At 44.8% G+C, this 21,609-nt stretch carries 21 protein-coding genes; 10 read left to right on the forward strand and 11 right to left on the reverse strand.

From position 1 onward, the window contains the following. Positions 1 to 5 precede the first annotated feature (5 nt). From B3157_RS02070 to B3157_RS02095, 6 genes are all read left to right on the forward strand, one after another. The gene (locus B3157_RS02070) at positions 6 to 1,232 is read left to right on the forward strand and encodes a hypothetical protein (protein ID WP_292588481.1); all 1,227 of its coding nucleotides are present in this window, start codon (positions 6 to 8) and stop codon (positions 1,230 to 1,232) included. After that, a complete protein-coding gene (yqeK, locus tag B3157_RS02075; protein ID WP_292588483.1) occupies positions 1,204 to 1,797 on the forward strand; it encodes a bis(5'-nucleosyl)-tetraphosphatase (symmetrical) YqeK in 594 nt (197 codons plus the stop codon). Before B3157_RS02070 ends, yqeK begins: the two co-directional genes overlap by 29 nt. Continuing rightward, the gene (locus B3157_RS02080) at positions 1,784 to 2,494 is read left to right on the forward strand and encodes a hypothetical protein (protein ID WP_292588485.1); all 711 of its coding nucleotides are present in this window, start codon (positions 1,784 to 1,786) and stop codon (positions 2,492 to 2,494) included. Before yqeK ends, B3157_RS02080 begins: the two co-directional genes overlap by 14 nt. Next, positions 2,494 to 3,696 carry an LCP family protein gene (locus B3157_RS02085; RefSeq protein WP_292588486.1) on the forward strand — a complete coding sequence of 401 codons (1,203 nt, stop codon included), beginning with the start codon at positions 2,494 to 2,496 and terminating at the stop codon, positions 3,694 to 3,696. The genes B3157_RS02080 and B3157_RS02085 overlap by 1 nt, the downstream gene beginning before the upstream one ends. Positions 3,697 to 3,700: 4 nt before the next feature. Further along, the gene (locus B3157_RS02090; protein WP_292588488.1) at positions 3,701 to 4,651 is read left to right on the forward strand and encodes a GAF domain-containing protein; all 951 of its coding nucleotides are present in this window, start codon (positions 3,701 to 3,703) and stop codon (positions 4,649 to 4,651) included. 126 nt (positions 4,652 to 4,777) lie between these two features. Beyond that, on the forward strand, positions 4,778 to 5,941 hold the full coding sequence (locus tag B3157_RS02095) for a type III PLP-dependent enzyme (protein ID WP_292588490.1): 1,164 nt from the start codon (positions 4,778 to 4,780) through the stop codon (positions 5,939 to 5,941). Between the two features lie 31 nt (positions 5,942 to 5,972). On the opposite strand, the gene B3157_RS02100 is transcribed toward B3157_RS02095, so the two are convergent. The 11 genes from B3157_RS02100 to B3157_RS02150 are packed head-to-tail and all read right to left on the reverse strand — an operon-like array spanning position 5,973 to position 18,265. After that, entirely contained in the window at positions 5,973 to 6,821 is an 849-nt protein-coding gene (locus B3157_RS02100; RefSeq protein ID WP_214060421.1) for a rhomboid family intramembrane serine protease, read from the reverse strand. Between the two features lie 14 nt (positions 6,822 to 6,835). Then, entirely contained in the window at positions 6,836 to 7,756 is a 921-nt protein-coding gene (locus B3157_RS02105) for a hypothetical protein (RefSeq protein ID WP_292588494.1), read from the reverse strand. Continuing rightward, positions 7,753 to 9,441 carry an Rqc2 family fibronectin-binding protein gene (locus tag B3157_RS02110; protein WP_292588495.1) on the reverse strand — a complete coding sequence of 563 codons (1,689 nt, stop codon included), beginning with the start codon at positions 9,439 to 9,441 and terminating at the stop codon, positions 7,753 to 7,755. Before B3157_RS02110 ends, B3157_RS02105 begins: the two co-directional genes overlap by 4 nt. After that, the gene (gene ispE, locus B3157_RS02115; RefSeq protein ID WP_292588497.1) at positions 9,423 to 10,292 is read right to left on the reverse strand and encodes a 4-(cytidine 5'-diphospho)-2-C-methyl-D-erythritol kinase; all 870 of its coding nucleotides are present in this window, start codon (positions 10,290 to 10,292) and stop codon (positions 9,423 to 9,425) included. The genes B3157_RS02110 and ispE overlap by 19 nt, the downstream gene beginning before the upstream one ends. Further along, positions 10,253 to 10,831 (reverse strand): NUDIX domain-containing protein, encoded by a 579-nt coding sequence (locus B3157_RS02120; RefSeq protein WP_292588499.1) that lies wholly within the window; start codon positions 10,829 to 10,831, stop codon positions 10,253 to 10,255. Before B3157_RS02120 ends, ispE begins: the two co-directional genes overlap by 40 nt. A gap of 18 nt (positions 10,832 to 10,849) precedes the next feature. Then, positions 10,850 to 11,920, reverse strand: coding sequence for a hypothetical protein (locus tag B3157_RS02125; protein WP_292588501.1), 1,071 nt, complete (start codon positions 11,918 to 11,920; stop codon positions 10,850 to 10,852). Next, positions 11,917 to 14,511, reverse strand: a complete 2,595-nt coding sequence (locus B3157_RS02130; RefSeq protein WP_292588503.1) for a CBS domain-containing protein — start codon at positions 14,509 to 14,511, stop codon at positions 11,917 to 11,919. The genes B3157_RS02125 and B3157_RS02130 overlap by 4 nt, the downstream gene beginning before the upstream one ends. Then, positions 14,486 to 15,832: a sigma-54-dependent transcriptional regulator gene (locus tag B3157_RS02135; protein WP_292588505.1), complete on the reverse strand. Its 1,347-nt coding sequence runs from the start codon at positions 15,830 to 15,832 to the stop codon at positions 14,486 to 14,488. Before B3157_RS02135 ends, B3157_RS02130 begins: the two co-directional genes overlap by 26 nt. Next, positions 15,807 to 17,117 carry a sensor histidine kinase gene (locus tag B3157_RS02140; protein WP_214079338.1) on the reverse strand — a complete coding sequence of 437 codons (1,311 nt, stop codon included), beginning with the start codon at positions 17,115 to 17,117 and terminating at the stop codon, positions 15,807 to 15,809. Before B3157_RS02140 ends, B3157_RS02135 begins: the two co-directional genes overlap by 26 nt. Further along, on the reverse strand, positions 17,104 to 17,886 hold the full coding sequence (locus B3157_RS02145) for an SAM hydrolase/SAM-dependent halogenase family protein (RefSeq protein WP_099830689.1): 783 nt from the start codon (positions 17,884 to 17,886) through the stop codon (positions 17,104 to 17,106). The genes B3157_RS02140 and B3157_RS02145 overlap by 14 nt, the downstream gene beginning before the upstream one ends. Further along, the gene (locus tag B3157_RS02150) at positions 17,867 to 18,265 is read right to left on the reverse strand and encodes a GIY-YIG nuclease family protein (RefSeq protein ID WP_292588509.1); all 399 of its coding nucleotides are present in this window, start codon (positions 18,263 to 18,265) and stop codon (positions 17,867 to 17,869) included. The genes B3157_RS02145 and B3157_RS02150 overlap by 20 nt, the downstream gene beginning before the upstream one ends. Positions 18,266 to 18,383: 118 nt before the next feature. Between B3157_RS02150 and B3157_RS02155 the strand changes: the two genes are divergently transcribed. The 4 genes from B3157_RS02155 (at position 18,384) to B3157_RS02170 (ending at position 21,605) form a co-directional block, all read left to right on the forward strand. Further along, entirely contained in the window at positions 18,384 to 19,445 is a 1,062-nt protein-coding gene (locus B3157_RS02155) for an alanine racemase (RefSeq protein ID WP_214079340.1), read from the forward strand. Next, positions 19,442 to 20,257 (forward strand): GNAT family N-acetyltransferase, encoded by an 816-nt coding sequence (locus B3157_RS02160; RefSeq protein WP_292588512.1) that lies wholly within the window; start codon positions 19,442 to 19,444, stop codon positions 20,255 to 20,257. The genes B3157_RS02155 and B3157_RS02160 overlap by 4 nt, the downstream gene beginning before the upstream one ends. A 475-nt stretch (positions 20,258 to 20,732) precedes the next feature. Then, positions 20,733 to 21,011, forward strand: a complete 279-nt coding sequence (locus B3157_RS02165; protein ID WP_292588514.1) for a hypothetical protein — start codon at positions 20,733 to 20,735, stop codon at positions 21,009 to 21,011. A gap of 336 nt (positions 21,012 to 21,347) precedes the next feature. After that, positions 21,348 to 21,605 (forward strand): hypothetical protein, encoded by a 258-nt coding sequence (locus B3157_RS02170; RefSeq protein ID WP_292588516.1) that lies wholly within the window; start codon positions 21,348 to 21,350, stop codon positions 21,603 to 21,605. Positions 21,606 to 21,609: the final 4 nt, after the last annotated feature.

Consider the following 21,609-nt stretch of genomic DNA (forward strand, 5'->3'; position numbering starts at 1 on the left):
GGGGTATGAAAAGGTTTCTGATTCTAGTTGTTTTCATTATCGGAGCATTTGTCGCATTTTCTGAGCAACTCTATATTTTCAATGGTTTCTCGATTCTTACCGGGGAGGTAGCTTTTGAGAAAGGAAGAGCGGTTATTGAGGTTCCTTATGGTGTCCAGGTTCAACCAGAAACCTTCTCGGTATTTGGGGTGCCTGAGTCTACTACGATCAACTTTGTTCCAGGTGACAGCGTGGAATCGCTATACGAAAGAAATCTGGGAAGACCTGTTAAGTTTGTTTATGAAGACGGTAGAGTTGAGAGACTTGAGGTTGTCTCGCCTCTTCCAGTATTCAGAAATTCATATGGCGAAATCATCGTGAATCCAAAAGGGTATCCTGTTTTCTCCGATGAGTTCAGCCCAAACGCCCGTTTTCTGTTGAACTCCCAGGATAGCTTCAGCGGTCAGTCTTCATTTGCGTATCAAGTTAGGAACAACAGCTGGACCACGAGGTACTCGCTCTCACTTAAGGATTTCTCTCTAACGGGTCTTATGATAGTGCATCTTGAAATGGAAACCAATGAAAACGTGACTCTGGTCTCATCAAATCCAGGTTACGGTTATGCAACCAGGGACATGGCGGCAAAGATGGTAAATGAATCTTACTCAGTATCTCCTACTACTTCCGATGCTGAGACGAGACTTTACGAGATTTCCGTTCCTCTGAAACGTGGCACCAACTATATTGCGTTTCTCTCCGAACTCTTTTCTGGAGATAAGAGGCTAGTCTTCAGAGCAAGTAGAGGCGGAAGTAGCTTCACCGGAGTTGAAATTGACGTTTATCTGAATGAAGTTCCAATTGATCTTCCGTCCGGCGTCATGGAGGTCTGGAGCGAATCTGTATACTTAGGTTCCGCAGGAATTGGAAATATTGCAAAGGGAGAGAGTGTTGTTCTTCAAAGCATAGCAAGATCAATAGAAGTTTCGGGTAGAAAGACGACTGTGACAACGCTTGGTGATTCAAAGTATAGATATTACAAGAACACTTATTACGTTAGGAACCTTTCCGAGGAGACTGTTACAGTTGAAATTGAAGACTACCTTGGTCAGAACGCCGAACAATTCCACCTGAATTGCGAAGATTGTGATTTCGAGTACATAAAAGAAACAGGTATGTGGACTTACACGGTATCGGTCGATCCAGGCGAGGTAGCGGAGGTAGAGGTTGAATATAGGGTACGATTTGCTAACTGAAGCTGTTCGTGAGAAGGCAGAAGAGACTTGCTCTCCAGAGAGACTAGAACACATTTCGGGGGTCGAGAGATTGGCAAAGAGACTCAGCGTTGTACATCACTCTGACCCTTTTAAGTCAGCACTCGCAGCCTTGTCGCACGATCTCTTCCGAGATGCGGATGGAGATGAACTTATGCGAAAGGCAGTCTCATACGGGATAGAGCCATCAGATATCGAGAGAAACTTCCCAATTCTTCTTCATGGCAAGGTTGCTGCCTGTTTTCTAAATGAAGAGTTCGGACTGCAAGGTGACGTGTTTGAGGCAGTGTACTGGCATGTCAGCGGGATTCCCGGTATGTGTATGCTTGGAAAGATACTTATGATTGCCGATATTAGCGAGGAAAGTAGATCCTTTCCCGAGGCCCTCCAGATTCGTGTGACGGCCGAAGCTGATCTGGAAAAATCGTTTGTTGACGTGATAAGATTGAAAATAACATGGGCCGTAAAGTCGGGCAGTCTCTTGCTTCCTGAGACTGTGTGGACGTGGAATGAATTACTTGGAGGTGCCAATCATGTCTCTAATTAAGCCAAAGAAACGACGTGGTCCGAAGTTGTTGTGGCTGATTATTGTTATCTTAGTAATCGTTGCTGCCGGTGCCGGTTATGTGTATTTCACAATCAGCTCAGTCAGCGGAAGCGATGAGATGAAGGCAAGTTATGTGGACTATCTCTTCCACTGGCAGGAGGGCAATGAACACGTGTACTACTATTTGAGAACCACTGTGAGCGCCCGGACTTCTGTGGTAACTTTTCCGGTATTTGCAACGATCGAGAACTCCAAAGAGGTCCTTGATCCTCAACTTGGTGCAGAGGCAATGAGATTGGTGCATAGTTGGTTGAACACCAACAGTGACTTCTCATACTTCGTGAATCTTAGTCCTAAGCTGATAAGTGAACTCGCATCGGGATTAGGTGTGAATGCTTCGAATCCCGTTCAGCTAATTGATGCAATGGCATTAAGAGGGTTCAAGCTGTTCGATTACTGGAAGATAAATGGACTTGCAGAAACAGTAAAGGAAAACGACGGTTCCACTACTCTTACATCTAGGGGGATTGCCGTACTTCTCGACAGACTTGGAAGCTCTTCAAGGATGGCGTATCAGCTGGAAACACTAACTCAGTTTCCTTTGAAGATCTCTGTAGGGGTTGGGGGAGAAACCGTTAGCCGTCTATATCTAAAGCCCGATTCTCTTGACAGTGTGAAGAGAGCACTCTCAAACTGATGAAGTCTGTTCACTTTACCCTTGCAACCATTTCGGTTCTTCAGGTCTTTCTCTTCTTCTTCCTAGTTTTTCTGGTTTTCAGGGATGCATACGGTTCTATGACTGGAAGAGACCTTGCGGGAGAGACAGTGCTGATAGTTGGCATAGATTCTGGAGGTAACTCAAAGGCTGCCGTTGGCGGAAGAACTGACTATATTTCCATAGTCTACTTTGGATCCTCTGGAAAACTTCTCTTGAAAAGTATTCCGAGAGATACAGTTATTTCTTATGGATCTGAGAAAAGGAAGATCAATTCGCTATACAACTCATTTGGAATGGAGGCACTTATCAAGGGAGTCGAGGAACTCACAGAAAGAGAAATAACCGGTTGGGTAGTTGTTGATTTCAGCACTGTGACTGAACTGACAAGGTTCACCGGTCCTATAAGAGTTGAAGTGAATTCCTTGATGCATCACGATGACTTTCAGCAGGGACTCCACATTCACTTTGAACCTGGAATACACTTTCTTGAGGGTGAAGATTTGCTCAAGTTTCTGCGTTATAGGCAGGCGGATTCTGGGGATTTGGGCCGGATAGAGAGGCAGAGACAGGTGGTGGAGCAGTTCTTGAAGAACCTTGTTAACGCAGGACCCTCAAAGATAATCGAGATGATTGACTTCTTGCTTGAAAAGACAGATATCAGCATCGACAAGAAGTCTCTCACGGATTTCGCCGTCGGCTTTTTCACTGGACCGAGGTCTGTCAGCTTTGCCCAGATAGACTACTACATAGATGGAGAAGGTCGGATAATACCTACAGGACCGGGAAGTGATGATCCAGAACCTACAAGGGGTGCAAGCTCTTCACCAAAAATCCTTGTAGTCAATAACATTCCTGATTACAGCACTCGTTTCGGAGATTTTGCCGAGACAATAAAGGCTCAGTGGTCTGCTCAGGCAGGCGTGAAGATAGATGCAACGGGTCTAGTTCCAGAAATAAATGGGATTGAAAAGAGAGGTACATATCTCTTCATTAATACTAGAGCAACGGAAATCAGGGAGCTATTCTCTAAGGCTCATGTATATCATAGACCTATAGTAATGGTTACTTCAAGCTTTGGGGGACTGGACTACTACTACGGCCTGATCGATTCGCTTTCTGAAAACAGATTCTACCCGTCCAATTATGATGCTTATGTATTGCTTGGCGTAGGAGGAAATTAGCTAGATGAGGAGCATTTTCAGGGATTTCACTTATGACTATTTCAGTATTCTAAGCTATCCGAAGGAAAAGTGGGGAGACTTCTGGGCTGCATACAGAGAAAAGCATCCAAGGGTACTAGAAGAATACATGTTCAAGAACAATCTCGATGACAGAACCCTCTCAGGAGAGATTGAGAAACTGGAAAGAAGGGAGATAGACAGACTTTCTCATTATTGGGAAAGTCATGGTCCTATCGAGAAAGGGAGGGTCCTTAAAAATCTTGGAAAGATATCGTCACAGCTTCACCTGGAAAGGGAAGACTTTGTGATCCACATTCTGGGTGCTCTGGGAAAACAAGAGCATCTTATCGTTCCAACGTCAAAGGGAAATGTAGTAATGATAGATCTTCTTCATTGCTGGAGTGAAGGCAACATAAAAGACTTCCCTGCCGTAGCCATGAGGGCATTGGAAGACTTCATAGAGTATTCCGAAATGAACGTTCGCATTAGTATGTCTCTGGAGGAGAAGGTACTGAGATTTGACCGTTTACTCAAGTACATAGAGATGAGCACTAAGGAATGCGGTTTTGATGAGAAGATGACGATTATCTCGAAACTTCTCGACAAGTATGTAGACTACTATAACTGGACAGGCTTCTATCTTTCCGATGGAGATAACTCCCTCATACTGGGACCGTATGTGGGCGAACCCACCGAACACGTCAGGATAGGCTTTGGTAGCGGAATTTGCGGCCAGGCGGCCGAGACGAAGAGTGTATTTCTCATACCAGATGTTTCACAGGAGACCAACTATCTTTCGTGCAGCGCGCGTACCAAGTCAGAGATCGTACTACCCTTGATTGTCGATGAAAGAGTCATAGGTGAACTGGATATTGACAGTCATTTTCAAAACAGTTTCGATGATATTGATCGGGAATTTCTAGAAAAAACTTGCAGACTCCTCATAGAAAGCTGAAAGCGCCTATTATTGGGCAATATGGTTTTGTAACGTTATTAAACTATAAATGACATTTTATCTTTGGCATTCCTTCATAGTATCGATGCTACAATAACTTGATTATTTTATAGGAGGGATGCCGTAGTGCACATTACCCCTGAGGTAAGAAAGGCCGCAAGAGAAGTAAAGACACCATTCTTGATAATGGATATGGATTACGTTAGAAACAACTATTTCGACATTGTAAGCCATGTTAGGAATGTTCAGGTGTTTTACGCGGTTAAAGCGAACTCACACCCCAGGATTATCGAGACTCTTCGGGACCTCGGCAGTAATTTCGACGTAGCTTCTCGCGGTGAGATTGAGAAACTCCTCTCGCTTGGAATTGGTCCAGAAAGAATGAGTTTTGGGAATACGATCAAGAAAGTAGAGGATATTGCATACGCTTATTCCGTTGGAATAGACTACTATGCTGTCGACTCGGAAATGGAAGTGGAGAAGATAGCCGCCCACGCTCCCGGAAGCAAAGTGTACGGAAGAATCGCTACCAGCGGCGGCGATTGCGACTGGCCTCTGTCAAGAAAGTTTGGAACCGATGTGAACCATGTCATTTCAATAATGGAATACGCCGATCAGCTTGGACTTGATGCATACGGGGTAAGTTTCCATGTCGGTTCTCAGAATTACAACGTCAATAGCTGGGACGACGCCATAAGAGATGCCTCGGAAGTATTCAAGACTCTGCGCTCTAAGGGTATAAATCTCAGGATGCTGAACCTTGGTGGAGGGATGCCGGTTAAGCATGTCAGAGAAATCAAGTCTGTTAAGTCATATGGCGACATTATTAACAAAGCACTCGACAAGTACATGTCTTCAGTTTCTAATCTCGAGCTCTTCATAGAACCAGGAAGATCGATGGTAGGAAATTCCGCTGTTCTCGTTAGCCAGGTTATTCTTAGAAGCAAGAAAGGTAATGAAAACTGGGTCTACATAGATGCAGGTGTCTTTCACGGCCTCACGGAGACAATCGAAGGGTTCAGATACGAGGTCCTTACCGAAGGAAAGGTTGATGACACAAAGATCTCTTTTCATCTTGCGGGACCCACATGTGATTCCGTGGATACGATCTATCATGAAATCGATCTTCCGAAGAACATTGGTTACGGAGACATATTATACTTCATCAATGCCGGTGCTTACACAACCGAGTATGCTACTAATTTCAACGGTATTGACGCTCCCCGAGTTCTCTTTGTAGAAGACTTTGTGGATGCTGAGATGCATATCGACGGCGACTTCATAGAATGAAAGAGCCCCGAAAGGGGCTCTTATTGTAATGTCAAAGAAATCTTCTCAAGCGTTCGAACTCCTCTTCTGAAAGTAGATCACGTCTGTAGAGCTCCCAGAGAACTTTTGAGGCTACTTCCTGATCCTTTAGACTGCTCAGCTCACTTCTCAACTGAACGATTCTCAACGTTCTCTCTTCTGATTTCACGTTTTTGAGATCGTTCAGAACAGGAATATACCTTACAAGAATATCTCTGGAGAACTCTTCGGGACTCTTCTCCTTCACCTTCGTAAAGACTTTTCTAGTACGGGCGAATCTAGCATAAGCAGGCTTTGCGAACCAACCGATTATCGCACCGGCCACAAGGCCACCAATATGAGCCGCGTTGCTTATCCCTGGAATACTGAAGCCGAGAAACAAGTTGATCAATATGATAGGAAGTAGGGAGTACCCGGTTATCGAGCGTAGCGCGACAGGAGTGTCATCTTTAAGTCCCAAAGTGAAAAGGATACCTACGAGTCCGAAGATTGCGCTGCTCGAGCCAATAGTGAATGCATTAGAAAACGCAGCAGCACTCAGGCTCCCGCTAATTCCCGTAATGAAGTAGAAGATAAGGTACCACTTCATACCATAAACTCCTTCAACTATGTGTCCAAGCTGAAATAGAGCCCACATGTTGAAGAGAATGTGCATCAGATTTCCATGAAGGAAGAGAGCGGTCAGAGGGGTGTAAATGAGGCCATTTGAAAGGGCAAGCCTGCTCACCGCACCATAAACCGTTATCAAGTCGCGATAACTGACACCCAATGGACCCCTGAAAAGCCCCATGATCATAACAAAAAGATATACGACGACATTTATTATTATCAAAGTTATGGTTGCACTTCTGAATCGGATCAATTTCCTTCCTCCTGCTAAACTAAAAGTCTTGTGAGCCTGTTGAACTCATTTTCCGTAAGTAACTGCCTCGAAAGTAGATTATTGAGCAGAGATAAAGCCTGGTCGGATTTCAGATCGCCCAGATCTCTGAATAGAGAAGCGATAATCTCTTTTCTTCTTTCGCTTTCGCCGGTCGTGGCAAGACTGGAAGAGTATTTGTCCAGGATTTCTTTGTCTTTCGTTTTTGGACTCTCTATTTCCTCTTGCTGTTGCTCCTGAATCGCCTTTTCCTTAAATGAAATATCTAGCTCGTCAAGCTTACTCTCGATCTGGTTGTGAAATCTTTGTATAGCGGCCAACCTGTATCTCATGAACCAGCTAAACAGGCCGTAGGTTACGAGCGTGAAGACTACCATCACAACTATAGACAGTGGCTTGACAATCAACTCAGGGATGTTCCTGTGTTTGCTCTCAAGTGACTGTATCTTCATCTCGTCGTTGTACAGCATTGTGATCAGCTTTCCGTAAAGAAACAGAGAAGCGATTCCTGTCAAGAAGAACAACCAGCTGGAAAGAACGTAGCCAGTGCCGAGCAGCGTCATCAGTTCTTCTACGCTGGGAACATCGAGGTTGATGTCTATGTTTTCAACAATGGCCTTGACGATATAAAGACCCGTCAAGTTCATTGTCAAATAGCTGGCGGAGTACAGAATTACCCAGACTCTGGAATTACTTGTGATTTTGAGCTCAAGAATTTGCTCCGGCTTAACGAGGCCCTTCGTTTTCATATTCTTTATGTGTCTATCGCGATTCCAGGCAAGAATATACCAGATATAGAGGCTTATTGTCATTCCGATAACCGACATCGTCATCGACACGGCAGCACTCGAAAAGAAGATCGAAGCGTAAGTTAGGAAACCTCCCAGAAAAAAGATATATGGATGAAGCTTTATCATTTTTTCGGTACCATCTCTTTGGTGAGATCTACCGTAACTGTTTCCGATTTTTTATATAGAACCATCCCTGGCTTAGCTCCTTTGGGCTTTCTTATGTTTTGAACTTCGGTATATACTACTTCCACCTTCCCAGATTGCTTTCCTCTTGAATACATTGCTGCAAGAAAAGAGCCGTAATGGAGAGCATCTGAAGTGATCTCTTTTCCCGCTCTCTTAAGTATAACATGGGCTCCGGGAATGCCTCGGGCATGAAACCACAGATCATTCCTGGAAGCGTTTTTCGTTATGTCGTCATTCTGAAGATTGTTTCTTCCCACGAGGTACTTCATTCCATCTCTTTCGAAGACTCTCGGTCCGTACTTCTGAACCTTCTTTTTCTTCTTTCTTTCGCTCTTGCCTTTGTGAATTATTCCTGCTTCTTCCAATTCCGATGAGAATTCCTGAATATCGTCAATTGTTTCTGCCTGAACGATCATCTCTTTCAGCTGCTCCAAGTAATCGCTTTCAGCACGAAGTATTCTCAGCCGTTTCTTCACTTGAAACTCTTTCCGCTGTGACTTGCTGAAGTACTTGAAAAAGAGTTGCGCGTTTTCCGATGGCGTCAGTCTCTTATCGAGCGATATTCTCACCTTGATAGAGCTTTCCCAGTCATCAAGCTCCACTTCTGACTGTCTTTCCTTCAACCGGTAAAGATTTGCGACGAGTAGCTCTCCGTATCTTCTGAATTCTTCGTAGTTTTCCACTTCTGCAAGCTCTTTCTCAAGCTTCTCGGCTAATAGGAAGAGTCGCTTTGAAGCTCTCTCGATTTTTCTGAGAATCGTTGACTTTCTCCTGTCAATCTCGGTTTCAACCCCTATCGATTCAAGAGTCTTGCTGATCGCCAGGGATGCCGGAATCTTCTCACAATGACCCTTGAAATCAAGAGGTATTGGAGAAAGCTCAGTTCCGTTCTTGGCTTCAAGAGTGAAAAGAAAGTCGTCACTGGAGTTGTCCACCAGACTCTTCAAGAATTCGGCAGTCTCGCGGAGCCTTTCCTTTCCAAGTGCAAGAGGAGGAACGTCTTCAAGCTGAAGATATCCGACTATGTTTTCAGTTGTTGCTCGTGAGAGGCCAGTAAAGGATACGCTGATTGCCTTCGAAAGAATCTGATTAGACTCTTGAAGGGTGGAGACAATTTCTTCAGCTGACAGTTTTCTCAAACACCTTCCGGGGCTTTCGGGAGAATAATACTTAAGTCCTCTAACCAGAGACCTCTTAGAAGTAATCATCTCTTTGAATGTCTGCTCTATCAAGCCTTCTTCATCAAGCACTATCATATTCGAGCCCGGGCCAATGAATTCAGTTACAATAGAGTACTTCGTCCTTTCGCCAAAGGCATCCCTTCCTTCGAAGTCTAGCCTCAGTATTCTGTCCATTTCCTTCTGCTCTATTCCTGTGACAAAGAAACCGTTCAAATGTCTTCTCAAGAAGATGCTGAAAGGGGTTTCTAGCGACGGGGAGTTCCGATCTCTTTCAGATGCAATTACATATGGAGAAGAGGGGTTTACGGAAATCTCGATTCCCATCTTTGACAGCTTAAGAAAGAATTCCGTCTTTCCAATCTGATATACCTGCCGAAGCTGCGTTCCAAGACCAGTTGAGATCTCTGCTAAGACTCTCTGAAGAGTCAACCCGTCGAATACCATATTCTATTCAGCTCCTCTGAACTAATGAACCTGTACTTTCCAATTCTGCCCTGAAAAAGTGAGAAGATGGTTGATCCTGATCCTGTCATCATCGTAACGACTGCATTAGGCTTCTCCAACGAGGATTTCGAATAATGCTCTTTGATCTCCGCAAAGCGACTGAAGATAGGATTCTGAAATGAATTTAGAGAAAGATTCTTTATCCCAAGGCTATCATGAGCCTTCAGAGCTTTATAGTATTGCTCGGCCCCTTCCTCATCAATTCCAGGAAAGAAATCCCCTTCATCTATTAATCTGTATGCCAGTACTGTCAAGACCTCAACCTCCGGAAAGCTCAAATCAACGGAATATCCCGTTACATCGCCAGGATAATTAAGAATCTCGCCTCTTCCCGAAACTATTGCTGTTCCACCTCTAAGAAAGAAAGGGACATCGCTACCGACCATCGATGCCATTTCAATCAGTCTTTCAGGTTCGATTTCGAATATCTGAGCAAAGAATCTCAGTAAAGAAGCGGCATCTGAACTACCTCCACCCAAACCTCCTCCTGGAGGAATCCTCTTCTTCAGTTCCATTCCAATTTTGATCTTTCTCCCAGTCTGCCTTTCAACTTCAGTAAGCGCTTTGTGAAGAGTGTTCTCTTGATTCCAGCTTATGTTGGTATTGCATTTGAAGTAAGTCTCACTGACTCCTGGAGTAAGGATCAGCTCATCAAATAAATCTATTGTCTGGAAGACGGAGCTTATGTTATGAAATCCGTCACTTCTCCTCTTATCTACCGCAAGATACAGGTTTATCTTTGCCGGACATTTCAACGAGACAGAAGATATCCCAAAACGATTTGAGACCATGTTTCCATCTTCTCCCTATATTTGTAAAGCATTGCCAGGTGGACCATCTCACCCGTGAACTTTTCTACTTCGTTAAATCCGTTGAAATCCACCTCTGCCAAGTATACAATACCCATGTGGACCCTGCTTACAGCCGTCTGAAGGTCATTCAAGATTCCCAAGTATTCAATTGAGTGAATTTCCACCGAGACTTCTTCTCGGATCTCCCGTTCGAAGCCATTCTCAAATGCCTCCCAGGGATACGCTCCGTCTTGTGGATTGATGTGACCCCCGACACCTATCGAATACATGTCGTGAAGACGCGCTTCTCCTTGCTTCTTAGTTCTCTTCATGAGGAGGTGTTCATTTCCATTCTTGAAGACCGCATAAGGTATTATTTGCCTCATTGATTCATCGTGCTCTGCATCGGAACGCGGTACGAACCTTCCGAATCTCCTGACGCGTTCTCTAATTTCATCCAAAGGAAGAGCCAGCAACCCGTTACGGGTTGCCAGCTCTCCTAGACAATCAACATCGACTACGAGAACTCTCTCTTCCAAGCCTTTCTCCTTCTGTGATTACCAGTCTATGCTTGGGAACAAAACCATTGCAGAACCCTTGAAAGCAACAATTGATGCCTGTTCTTCAAAGTCCGATCTGAGAACCGGCCTTTCGACTGCAATGACTCCGAAATAATAATTTTCGTCCCAAAGATGTTTGGACGGCCCAACGATGCTCGTCTCATTGAAGGTGAAATTCACATATGTGCCGACGGCTTCTTCTCCAAATTCCTCTGATGATGGTGTGTAGTAATTGTTTATTTTCACCAGGTGTGTTACGAGGTTATCGCTCTTCCTTGCTCTGAAGAGCCAAAGATCATCAGTGAAACGATCAATGTTTTGAACACTAACCTTCCAGCTGCTCGCTCTCCATGAAGTGAATCCCGTGGGTTGAATTCTTATGTTCCAGTCAGATGCTACCGGCTCGCTGTTCAGTATCGTGTTCATCTGAGCAGATGAGTAGGTACTGCTTGGTAACTTAGTCCAAGCCTGGAAGAAAACCTCTCCCCAGTCATATATCTCGCTTTTGGAAGTTGGATCGATTCCGAAGAGCAGTCTAGTTGCAAAAGGATCCATGCCTACAGCGGATTCAAGGAAACCTTCCCTGTACCGAACGAAAGTAGGAAGCCTTGAGTTTGAGAAATTGTAGCTGCCGAACCAAGCAGAAGGCTGGGAGAAAGTGGTTCCAAACTCCTCGAAAACCTCCACAAGAACAGGGGTTTTTGGACCGTAGGATATGTATCTGATTTGCTCCACATACCCATCTGCATAGTTTGCTCTTACCGTTATCCTAACTTCTCCGGATTCCGGTTCAGTCGGAAGATAAACAATAGCGGTATCATTCTCTTTTTGCTTCAGATTCTGAGAAGTAATATTCACCCAACCCCCCTGCTCTTTCTCAACTTTCCATTCATAGTTAGAAGTTGGTGTGAAGTTGAAGGGTTCTACGTTTACCATAATCGGCTTTCCAGGTTCTCTGTTGCTTTCCTGAACGAAGAAAAGCATAATGGGTATTCGAATACAAGAAGACAGAGACAGTACGATAACTACCAGCACACCCAATACCAAGAACAACTTCGCTCTTTTCATTTCGATCCCCTCCCTTTCAGGTATTTCCTGACAAATTCATCTTCCTCTTCTTCAGCAAGACCGTCCAGTCTCGCACAGAACAGTCTGTCAAGCGCTTCCCTGATCTCCGGTCCTTCTTTCATGCCGTATTTCTCTATTAGCGCGTTTCCGTCGATTGTCAATCTTGTTTCGCTCAATCTCTTCAGATAAGAGAAAAACAGGAGGTCATAATCATTATCGAGATGGCTGTCAATGAAGTTCAGGGTTTCCGGTTTCCTTGTTCTAAGCAAAACATGAAACTGAGAAGGCGTTTTGGGCTTCTCATTTACTATTCTACCAGCAGTGTCTATTGCATCAGTAAGCCTGTCGAGAAAGTTTCTCGTAAGTCCGTAGCGTTCGATACACCATTCAACAGCCTCATTATCGCTATTTCTAAGCATAATCATCAAGAGAGTGTAGAATATTTTGTCTTCTCCTATAATCGAAGCGTTTCTGTCTCTTCTGCAGAAGTACCTGTAAAGCATTATATCGGTTTCTCTATCAAATTTCGACTGTGGGAAGAGCTTCTCAGTTACGCCAAACCCCGAAAGCCTTCTCAAAGCCTTCAAAGGAAGAGGTTCATAGAGAGTCTTAATCAACTCATCCCTAAGCCGTTGCCCTGTCACTCTATCAAGATAGCCTTCGGCAGCGCACTGCTTCAGTAGTTCGGCAGTCCTCACTTCAATTTCGAATCCAAAGCGTTGTTCGAACCTAACTGCTCTGAGAATTCTGGTTGGGTCCTCAATAAAACTAAGTGGATGCAGCGCCCTTATCACTCCTTTTGAAAGATCCCTTCTTGAACCAAAAAAATCGATCAGTATCCCAAACTCTTCCTGGTTAAGTTTCACTGCCATTGCGTTTATTGAGAAGTCCCTTCTATATAGATCTTTCTTGATCGTGCTCATTTCCACTTCCGGAAGCATTGCAGGCTTCTTATAATACTCAGTTCTAGCGGTAGCTACGTCGATTCTCAGCCCGTCGTTGAAGAACATCGAGCTTGCAAGGAACTCTCTGTGCTCTACGATCTTGATGTTGAAATATTTCTTGAAAGTCTCGGCAAAAGCGTTTGCGTTTCCCTCAACCACAACATCCAGGTCAAGATTCTGTTTGTTAAGAAGTAAATCTCTGACAAAACCCCCAACGATATATGTCGGCATATTCAATTCGCTCCCGACCGCTCCAAGAAATCTCAACATAGTTACTATTCGCTTTTCCACACGTTCCTCAATGAGATCTTCGATAGGGAACTTCGAATAACTCTGATCACTGTCATTGCCTCCAGGGTCGATTATCCTCTTTCTTCCAAAAGCGCTTTTCAGCAAATCAGTTCTAGTAACGATTCCAATTAGTATGCCGTTGTCGATAATCAGTATTGCGGTTGTATCGTTCTCTACCATCTTGTCAGTCGCCGATTGAACTGAATCATCAGCAGAGGCTGTAACGAAAAAGCGGTCCATGACTTCGATTATTCTTCTTGTTGCAAGTCCGTGGCGAACGGCTTTTTCAACGTTTCTGTACTTCGAGACACCCACTATCTTTTCGTGGTCTACCACTGGAAGTGTGTGATGACCGGTTCTGTGCATTATCTTGAAGACGTCCTCCACTTTCATCTCGGCTAGTACTGTTCTTACAGGAGAAGACATTATCTCCCGGACCTTTATAAGACGATCAATGTTGTCTTCGAAGTTTCTAATTATCCTTTCTTCGGCATCTTCAACAGAGCAAGCTTCAAAGTAGCCGAGAGTGTAAGACCCGCCGCCGTTCCTTAGAACTCCCTCGAGTTTTGCCGTGTCTAGACTCATGTATCGTGATCTCATTGTGAAATAGACTCTGCTTTTGGTCTCGAGCAAGACCACTAGATTCTCGACCCCCAGAAACGACCAGAGCTTCTCCACAACGAGACTGAAGCCGCCGGGTAGAGAGTCTCTCTTTGCAGTTGCGATATTGACTTCCACGCCTCTGACAAGTTTGCTCTTCAAACCCAGGATCAGTGATTCAACAAGTCTCTGCTGGGCTGAACTTAACCTGTAACCAGAGTAAACTCCCAGGTCGTCCGGCTGGGCACCGATATCTATAAGCCACGCTGCCGTTCTGAGGTCCTGTGCTTTGGTCGAGGCATGGGTGAAGTTTCCCGTTTCCCTGTAGATGGCCGTTGCAAATAGAGTTGCCTCATTTCGGGAAATCTCCTTCTTCTTCTTCCGCAATTGGTTGCACAGTAGAGTAGTGCAGGACCCCAGTTCTCTGAAAACCCCGATCTGATTGCCCGAAAGACTTGTCCTGTGATGATCGAAAAACCTTAATTCTGTGTTCTTTCCGATTATTCTTTGCAAAGAAGAGGGAATCCTCTTTATATCTGATGTGTCAACAATAACCACAGAGGAGAGATCGGAGATCTTCAGCTCGTTGATGTAGTAGAAAGACAGCAGAAGGCTTTTCGAAGAAAGGAAGCTCTTCAACGCAGGAACAAGCTGTCCTCCAAAGACGATAATGTGATCTGGATAGAGCTTCTGAGCTGCAACCGCAGATGCGAACGCATCGAAATCCGGATTACGGTGAGTTGTTATTACTTTCAAAAATGTTCCACCTCTTAAGTTTTTCGTAAAGCGTGCTCTTGCTTATCCCGAGAATCTTCGCAACTCTTGTTTTGTTTCCTTCGTTTCTCTCAATTAGCCAGTATATGTAGCGCCTCTCCAGCTCGTCGAGAGATACTTCTTCGAATCTAAAATCGTCTTCGAGAGCTTGCTTACGTTCGGGAGTTGTCGAACGGGAGAGGCTTTTCAAGGTACCGTTCACCGCAAGGATTGACAACAGCCTGTTACGTAGTTCACGCACATTCCCTGGCCAATCGTAGTCCTTCATGCTTTCGGTAAACTCTTCGGGTACTTTTGAGATCCTCTTCATGCCAAGCTCGTCACAAAGCGTAGGCAAAAAGTGACTGATCAGAAGTGGGATATCTTCTCTCCTCTCCCTTAAGGGGTCAATCTTCAATCTCACGACGTTCAGTCTGTAGAAGAGGTCACTTCTGAAGACACCTTCAGCCACGGCGATCTCCAGGTCTCTGTTCGTTGCCGCTATTACTCTCAAATCAAGCTTGCGAGAATTGGTACCTCCCAGTCTCTGGCTGCTAGATGTCTCAAGCACTCTCAAGAGCTTCACTTGCATAGGAAGCGGCATCTCCGATATCTCGTCCAGAAAGAGTGTTCCGCGATGAGACTCCTCGATCAAGCCGGGTTTTGAGTTCATTGCTCCGGTGAAGGCTCCTTTCTCATAACCGAAGAGTTCGCTTTCGAATAGATTCTCAGGAATAGCACCGCAGTTTATCGGAACGAACTTCTTTCTTCCACTTTTTTGATGAATGGTTCTTGCAACGACTTCCTTTCCGGTACCGCTTTCGCCTTCAAGGAGGACTGTCACCTTCTTCGGAGCAATCATTTCAATCGTTTCCTTCATGCGAATAACGCTTTTGCTATTTCCAAGTATCTCTACGGGTGGTTCCGCAACTACCATTTCTGCAAGGTTATCTCTCTCCCGAGAAACCTCCGAGAACTCTATTGCTCGCTTCACTTCAAGGAGTGCGTGAGTCAAGTCGAAGGGTTTCTCAAGGAAATTGAAGGCGCCATTTCTTACGGCTTCAATTGCAGTGTTGATGTCTCCGTGTGCTGATACTACTATTACAGGTGCATTCGCCGAGGCCTCAGGAAGAATTTCAAGTCCCGAACCGTCGGGCAGTCTCACGTCAAGAATCAGACAGTCGAAGATTTCTTCGGATATCTGCTTTTTTGCCTGCGCCAGGTTATATACCTGTACAACTTCGTATCCCTCTTCTTCCAATGCTGCACCCAGCAGTCCGTTGAAAGCGAGATCATCGTCAACCAATAGAATTCTGCTCTTCATTTACTTGCCTCCTGAAGGTCAAAGCAAATACTGTTCCCCTTCCGGGTGCGCTCCTCATTTTCAATCTTACATCGTTCTCTTCGCAGAAACTGTGGACGAGGTACAGTCCGAGCCCCGATCCCTCTGACTTAGTTGAGAAGAAAGGTTTGAATATCTTTTGCTGAGCCTCTAAGTCTATTCCCTTTCCGTTGTCGGCTAGAATCAGCGTCAGAAGTTCTCTTGATGCCCTTACTTTTACGAGGATCAGACCTTTTCCATGAGTAGTTGCTTCAACAGCATTCATGAAGAGGTTTTTTATCACATTCTCGAGTCTACCCTTTTGTATCAACACAGTTCCCTTATCAAGAGAGACTAAACTAAGCTGAATCTTTTTTTCGGAGAAGATTGATGACATAAAGCTGGCGATTTTGCTCACCTGCTCTGACAGATCGACTCTTTCAAACTCTTCTCCATATCTGAAGATCTGTAGAATACCCCCAACCCTGCTTTGAAAAGAATTTAGCTCTCTCGACAGAGTCTCAATATATTCAGCTTTATTTGTTCTCTTGAACAGATCAAGTGCCAGTCTAACATTTGCGAGAGGTTGCTTGAGTCCATGTGCAAGGTCGGCGACTGTCTGAGCGTCTACTGCGTATCTTCTTGTCTTTTCAAGAAGCTGTTTTGTCTTCCACTGACTGGTCTTGTCGGTAAGAGTAAGCAAGAAACCGCTCTTTTTCTTATGTGCTACTGAAACTTGGTAGCGTTTTCCGAGTTTCTTACTGTAAACTTCGTACTGCCCTTCTTGAAGAGGAAAGATTAGGCCTGTTCTTCTTGTGAATCTGTCGATTCGCAGATACCTGGCACCCTGGCTTCCATAGGAAAAACTCTTGATGAATGCCTCGTTTACTAGGTCGAAATTCCCTTTCTCGTCAACCGAAACAACGGCAATATCGAGAGTATTAAGGAGTTCCGAGTAATCCATGTATAGTTTCTCATAGTAGTTTCTCTCTTCTTCCACCTGGAGAGAGAGATTCCTGTAGAAACCATATATCTCGTTGAACTGACCATCAAGCTCTCCAATAGTCTTTTTCTCACCTGTACGGACAAGTCTTATTAGCCTTTCGAGTTGCCTAACTAGTGTGAAATAAACGGTAACGGTCGATGTGGCCGCCAAAACAACTACTAGAAAAACTCTCTCGAGACTGAAACCGTATAAGAGGGAGAACAGGAATCCTGCGCCCAGCACTACTCCGCCTACGATGTAGTGATAGCCTGGTTTGAACAGACCTCTATCAGACTTTGACAAGCGTTATGGGTTCTCCTTCTTCAATAGAAAGGAAATGCTGTGCGCTTCCCTTGTTCACAGTTATCTCCAAAAAACCGGCTGAATCGAAGTGAGCCATCAGGTTTCCCGGGTTGACATCGTAGTAAGTGTTTCCAAAGGTCAGCTTGAAGGGTCTTCTCCCTTTAACTATCTCAAGAGTATCGCCTTCTTCCAGATCCTTTCCAAGAGATGCTGGAATATTGGTCTCGAGATTCCCAAAGTGATCATAGAAGGCGGTCTCTCCCATAATCGTATTTCCATCTCTGACAGGCTTCTTGTATTTCAAGTACTCGAAGTTCATAAGTCTTGAACCAAGCTTTTCTGGCTCGACTCCCGCATCCACATAGGCTGCCACTGGAGCGAAGATATCTCTACCGTGGAAGCTTCTCGAACTGCCTCTGTGGTATTCTCTGTTTTCCAATTCACGAATCTCGTGAATACCATACTCTTCCCCAACAAATGTGAACAAACCGTTGTCGGGGCCAACAAGCCGCCTTCCATCCTTAAGAATCATCATTATTGGCTTTCTCGAAGTTCCCACGCCGGGATCGACAACTGCGAGGAAGACTGCATCCTTGGGAAGATCCCGTATTACTCTTTGCACGACGTATGCTCCGTGTTTAATGCTGAAAGGTTTGATATCATGGCATATATCTATTATCTCGGCCTTTCTATTTACTTCTTTAATCGCGGCTTTAGCTACACCAACATAATAGCTGCTTAGTCCCCAGTCACTCAAAAATGCTATCACAGTTATCCCTCCATATTAGGACGATAGAAGAGAACACTCTTTCTACGCCTTCTGATTCCAGCTTATAAAGATTTGAATCGATCTTACAGTCTGTGGCTCCGAAGCCGGGAACTTGTTTGCCGTAATTCGAGACGAACCGGGAAAGCTGTTCTTCTCTACGGTGCTCAGATGGAAGTAGCAACACTGCAACAACTTCTGCCTTTTCTCTCAGGAAATCGATGTGCCAGTGCCGTTTCTTTCGCTCAACGAGGTGCCTCTTAACTCGTTCTGAAAGAGATTTCATTGCCGATCCAACGTAAAGATAGTATCCCGTTTCCAGAGACCAGGCCTTTCCACGAGAAGAAATCTCTTCCGGCTCCTTCAAAAAAAGTAGAATCAAATAGCTTCCCTTATTTTGATACATGATGTAGATATTATACGACAACAAGTTAGTCAGATAAGGAGATGGCAGCGAACGGAAGAGGAGCATAATATATAATTTACTAGAGGTGATTTGAATGGCTTTTGTTGAAGTGAAGAGGGACAGTATCGCAGAGAATGTAAGAAGGATTAGGGAACTGGCTAAGAACAATGGGGTAGAAATTGCCGGAGTGACTAAGGTCGTGTGCGGCGATCCCAGCATAGTAGATGTACTGTTGAAGAACGGCATTTCTGAAATTGGCGAGTCAAGGCTGGAGAACATATCGAGGATTAAAGGCTCTGGAATGAAGGCCGATTACCTCCTGCTCAGACTTCCTGAACAGGCTAGATTCAGGGAAGTAGTGGAGCTAGTAGACACGGTTCTGATAGGAAATTTGGAGACTTTGGTCAGACTCAATGAAGTATCGACTGAAAGCGGCAAAGATTTGAAATTCATATATATGATCGATACCGGAGACCTCAGAGAGGGAGTCATGTATTACGAGGCTGAGGCAATTCTTATGAAGGCATTCGAGATTGTCGGAACGAATCTCGATGGAATTGGGACAAACCTCGGGTGTTTCGGCGGAGTGATAGCCTCTCCCGCCAAATTCGAGATACTTTTAGACCTGGGAGAGTCGCTTAGAAAGGCAACCGGATACTCCATGAGGAGATACTCAGCAGGAAACACCGCTTCGCTTCCTCTTCTCGAAGATGGAACGCTTCCCAGAGGCATAAATCACTTCAGATTGGGTGAATCTATCATGTGTGGAACAGATGTCACTAACAACCGAAGAGTTCCGGGAACCCTACAGAACACATTCACTCTCGTAGGAGAGATTATTGAACTTGCAGAGAAGCCCTCCATACCAATTGGCGATATCGGTCATGATGCCTTTGGTCGGATTCCAAGGTTCGTAGATAAAGGGAAGAGAATGAAGGCAATACTTGATCTTGGTGAACAAGATGTGGTTCCCTCCGGATTGACACCTTTGGTAAGTGGATGTGAAATAATTCATGCTTCGAGCGACCATCTGATAGTGGATGTAACCGATTCCGAGAAGTCCTTTGCTGTTGGTGACTCGATTCCCTTCAGAATGTCTTATGGAGCTCTGTTAAGAGTTATGACATCTCCCTATGTGAGAAAGGTGTACTTATGATAAAGCTTCTGGAAAAGAGCGATCGGAGCAGAGTGGAGGAGATCGTAAAGACGATCTGGGAAGGAGATGACTATATCCCCTTGGTTTTTGACAAGTGGGTAGACGACCCCTCTTGCTATTTCATGGGTTTTTGGAGTGAAGGAGGATTAATTGGAATAGATAATCTAAGGCTATTCTCCGACAAAGTGGGCTGGATGGAAGGAATGAGAATAGACCCCGCCTTTCAGGGAAGGGGATACGGGAAAGAGTTGGGCAAAGAGATGTTGCAGTTGACCAGAGATCTGGGGCTTGAAAGGCTGTATTTTGCAACTTACTTTGACAACACGGCATCGATCAAGATGAACGAAGCTTTTGGCTTCGAACGAATAGCTGTCTTCACAAATCTGGAGAAGGAGATTGACGAATTGACTCCCTTTTCCATCAATCTTCTGGAAAGCGACGAGATTCCGGAAATCGATGATCACATCAGCGAAGACTGGTCATTTATTCCAAAAGAAGTTCCAAACAAGACCAGTTTCCTGATACATCCTGTGCAACTTTCAGATGGCGCTAACTGGGCGGTTTTGTCGATAAACTCCAAGTTCAGTGATTGTCTTGACATCAATTTCATTGAAATGGAGGACAGGGAGAGTATTGAGGTTTTCGTGAAGGAGCTTGTTTGTTACGCTAGGGCGAGAGGTTTCGGCCGTATGCATACCATGGCCAGCGAGGATTTTGATCTAGAACCCTTTCTACTGAATGGATTCAAACCTTTCGAGAGAACAAAGGATGTATTTCTCTATTACGCCGATGGTTCAACTCTTCAAATCTGATCTCCATAAGTCATTTTGGACTGTATCTGGTGATCGTGTACTCGGCGATCTTGGATAGTTTTTTTCANNGAGCTGAATGGCTGTTACAAACTCTGATTGCGTCAGTTTCGGATCTAGAGCCCGGGGTATCCTACAATTACCAGGACGGTTTCTGATGGCTTCAATTGTCGGGACTCAATGCAATAATGAAATCTACGCAAAGAGTCAGTTCTGCTTTGATTGCAATCTTTGGTATGATTCGATGATTGGAGTCTGTATCAAGATTCTTCCTCTTTCATAAAGACACACTCTGAAGATGAGATGGAAGATGAAGGTCGAAAGTGACAAGCGGATCCAAGTGATGGCAATAGCCCTTATGACATCAGAGCTGAATCAAAGTGCAAATCGGAAGCCCCACAGACACCACCCTCTCTGTTTGGATACAGAGAGCTTCATTCTAGGCAATAAGGTCCGCTTTCATGAGCTTTAAAGTTTATTGAGAGATGGAACACCGTCCTATTTCTTCTTCACTTACATTCTTAGCCATTCATGGCCTGGTCTCGAGCCAATTGAATTTCCGCCATTTCTCGAAAGATGCGAACCGGGTTTGCATAGGAGCGGTTTGAACAGGGAGATTAGGGGGGTTCTCGAGTCCGGAACTCTGGAGAAACTCCAGGAAAGCCAGAAGCCGCTATGGAATGAAGTTGAGAAAGACGCTATCGAAGCTTTGGTCGGTAATAGTATTGAGAGAGTTAGTGGCGGTTTTTTGGAATAGTTACAAAGAACTTGTTTTGCTCCAAATCCGCTTTTCCCTGAACTTGTTTCTCTTGGTGCATCTGGATCTGACGGGCTCTACAGTATTGCAAGATATCCAGGCAGAGCGACCGAGAAGTGGCCCTATGAGCCAGGGGTCACGGCGCCCGATGAAGAATTCTTCAGTTATCTTGAGAACTTCGTCTGGTCTAGAATCGTTGCTTTTTACGAGTTCTGTCACCCGCGTGCAGATCTCTTTCTCTCGCGGAACGCCGAACTCGTCAAAAGACTCGAGCACTCACCTTTCGCGCTTGGAATTCTCGAGTCTTACGGAGAGAAGTATCCTTCCCGGGAGGATATGTTCGCCGAGTTTCTTATCTTCGGGATGACATATGCCTATCTGCTGGACGAATTTGGAGAGGAAGTTGCAGAAAGCTTCCGTAAGACCATGGAAGACAAAGCAGGCTTCACGATGAGCAATGTTGTTGGAAGACAGCTTCACCTTTACCTGAAAGCTTCAAAAGAAGGGAGAGCTATGAAGTTTGAAGATGAGCTTGCCGAGATTTCGGCACAGAATAGACAGCATCTTCTCGACAGAGCTCTGAGTGTTAACTGAGAAG

The organism is Mesotoga sp. UBA5557 (assembly GCF_002425715.1).
GTDB lineage: Bacteria > Thermotogota > Thermotogae > Petrotogales > Kosmotogaceae > Mesotoga.

Coding starts and splice junctions, on each gene's coding strand:
- B3157_RS02160 (WP_292588512.1), top strand. CDS start 19,442: ATGATAAAGCTTCTGGAAAAGAGCGATCGGAGCAGAGTGGAGGAGATC.
- B3157_RS02080 (WP_292588485.1), top strand. CDS start 1,784: ATGTCTCTAATTAAGCCAAAGAAACGACGTGGTCCGAAGTTGTTGTGG.
- ispE (WP_292588497.1), bottom strand. CDS start 10,292: ATGGTCTCAAATCGTTTTGGGATATCTTCTGTCTCGTTGAAATGTCCG.
- B3157_RS02110 (WP_292588495.1), bottom strand. CDS start 9,441: ATGGTATTCGACGGGTTGACTCTTCAGAGAGTCTTAGCAGAGATCTCA.
- B3157_RS02085 (WP_292588486.1), top strand. CDS start 2,494: ATGAAGTCTGTTCACTTTACCCTTGCAACCATTTCGGTTCTTCAGGTC.
- B3157_RS02155 (WP_214079340.1), top strand. CDS start 18,384: ATGGCTTTTGTTGAAGTGAAGAGGGACAGTATCGCAGAGAATGTAAGA.
- B3157_RS02125 (WP_292588501.1), bottom strand. CDS start 11,920: ATGAAAAGAGCGAAGTTGTTCTTGGTATTGGGTGTGCTGGTAGTTATC.
- B3157_RS02070 (WP_292588481.1), top strand. CDS start 6: ATGAAAAGGTTTCTGATTCTAGTTGTTTTCATTATCGGAGCATTTGTC.
- B3157_RS02090 (WP_292588488.1), top strand. CDS start 3,701: ATGAGGAGCATTTTCAGGGATTTCACTTATGACTATTTCAGTATTCTA.
- B3157_RS02105 (WP_292588494.1), bottom strand. CDS start 7,756: ATGATAAAGCTTCATCCATATATCTTTTTTCTGGGAGGTTTCCTAACT.
- B3157_RS02135 (WP_292588505.1), bottom strand. CDS start 15,832: ATGAAGAGCAGAATTCTATTGGTTGACGATGATCTCGCTTTCAACGGA.
- B3157_RS02170 (WP_292588516.1), top strand. CDS start 21,348: ATGTTCGCCGAGTTTCTTATCTTCGGGATGACATATGCCTATCTGCTG.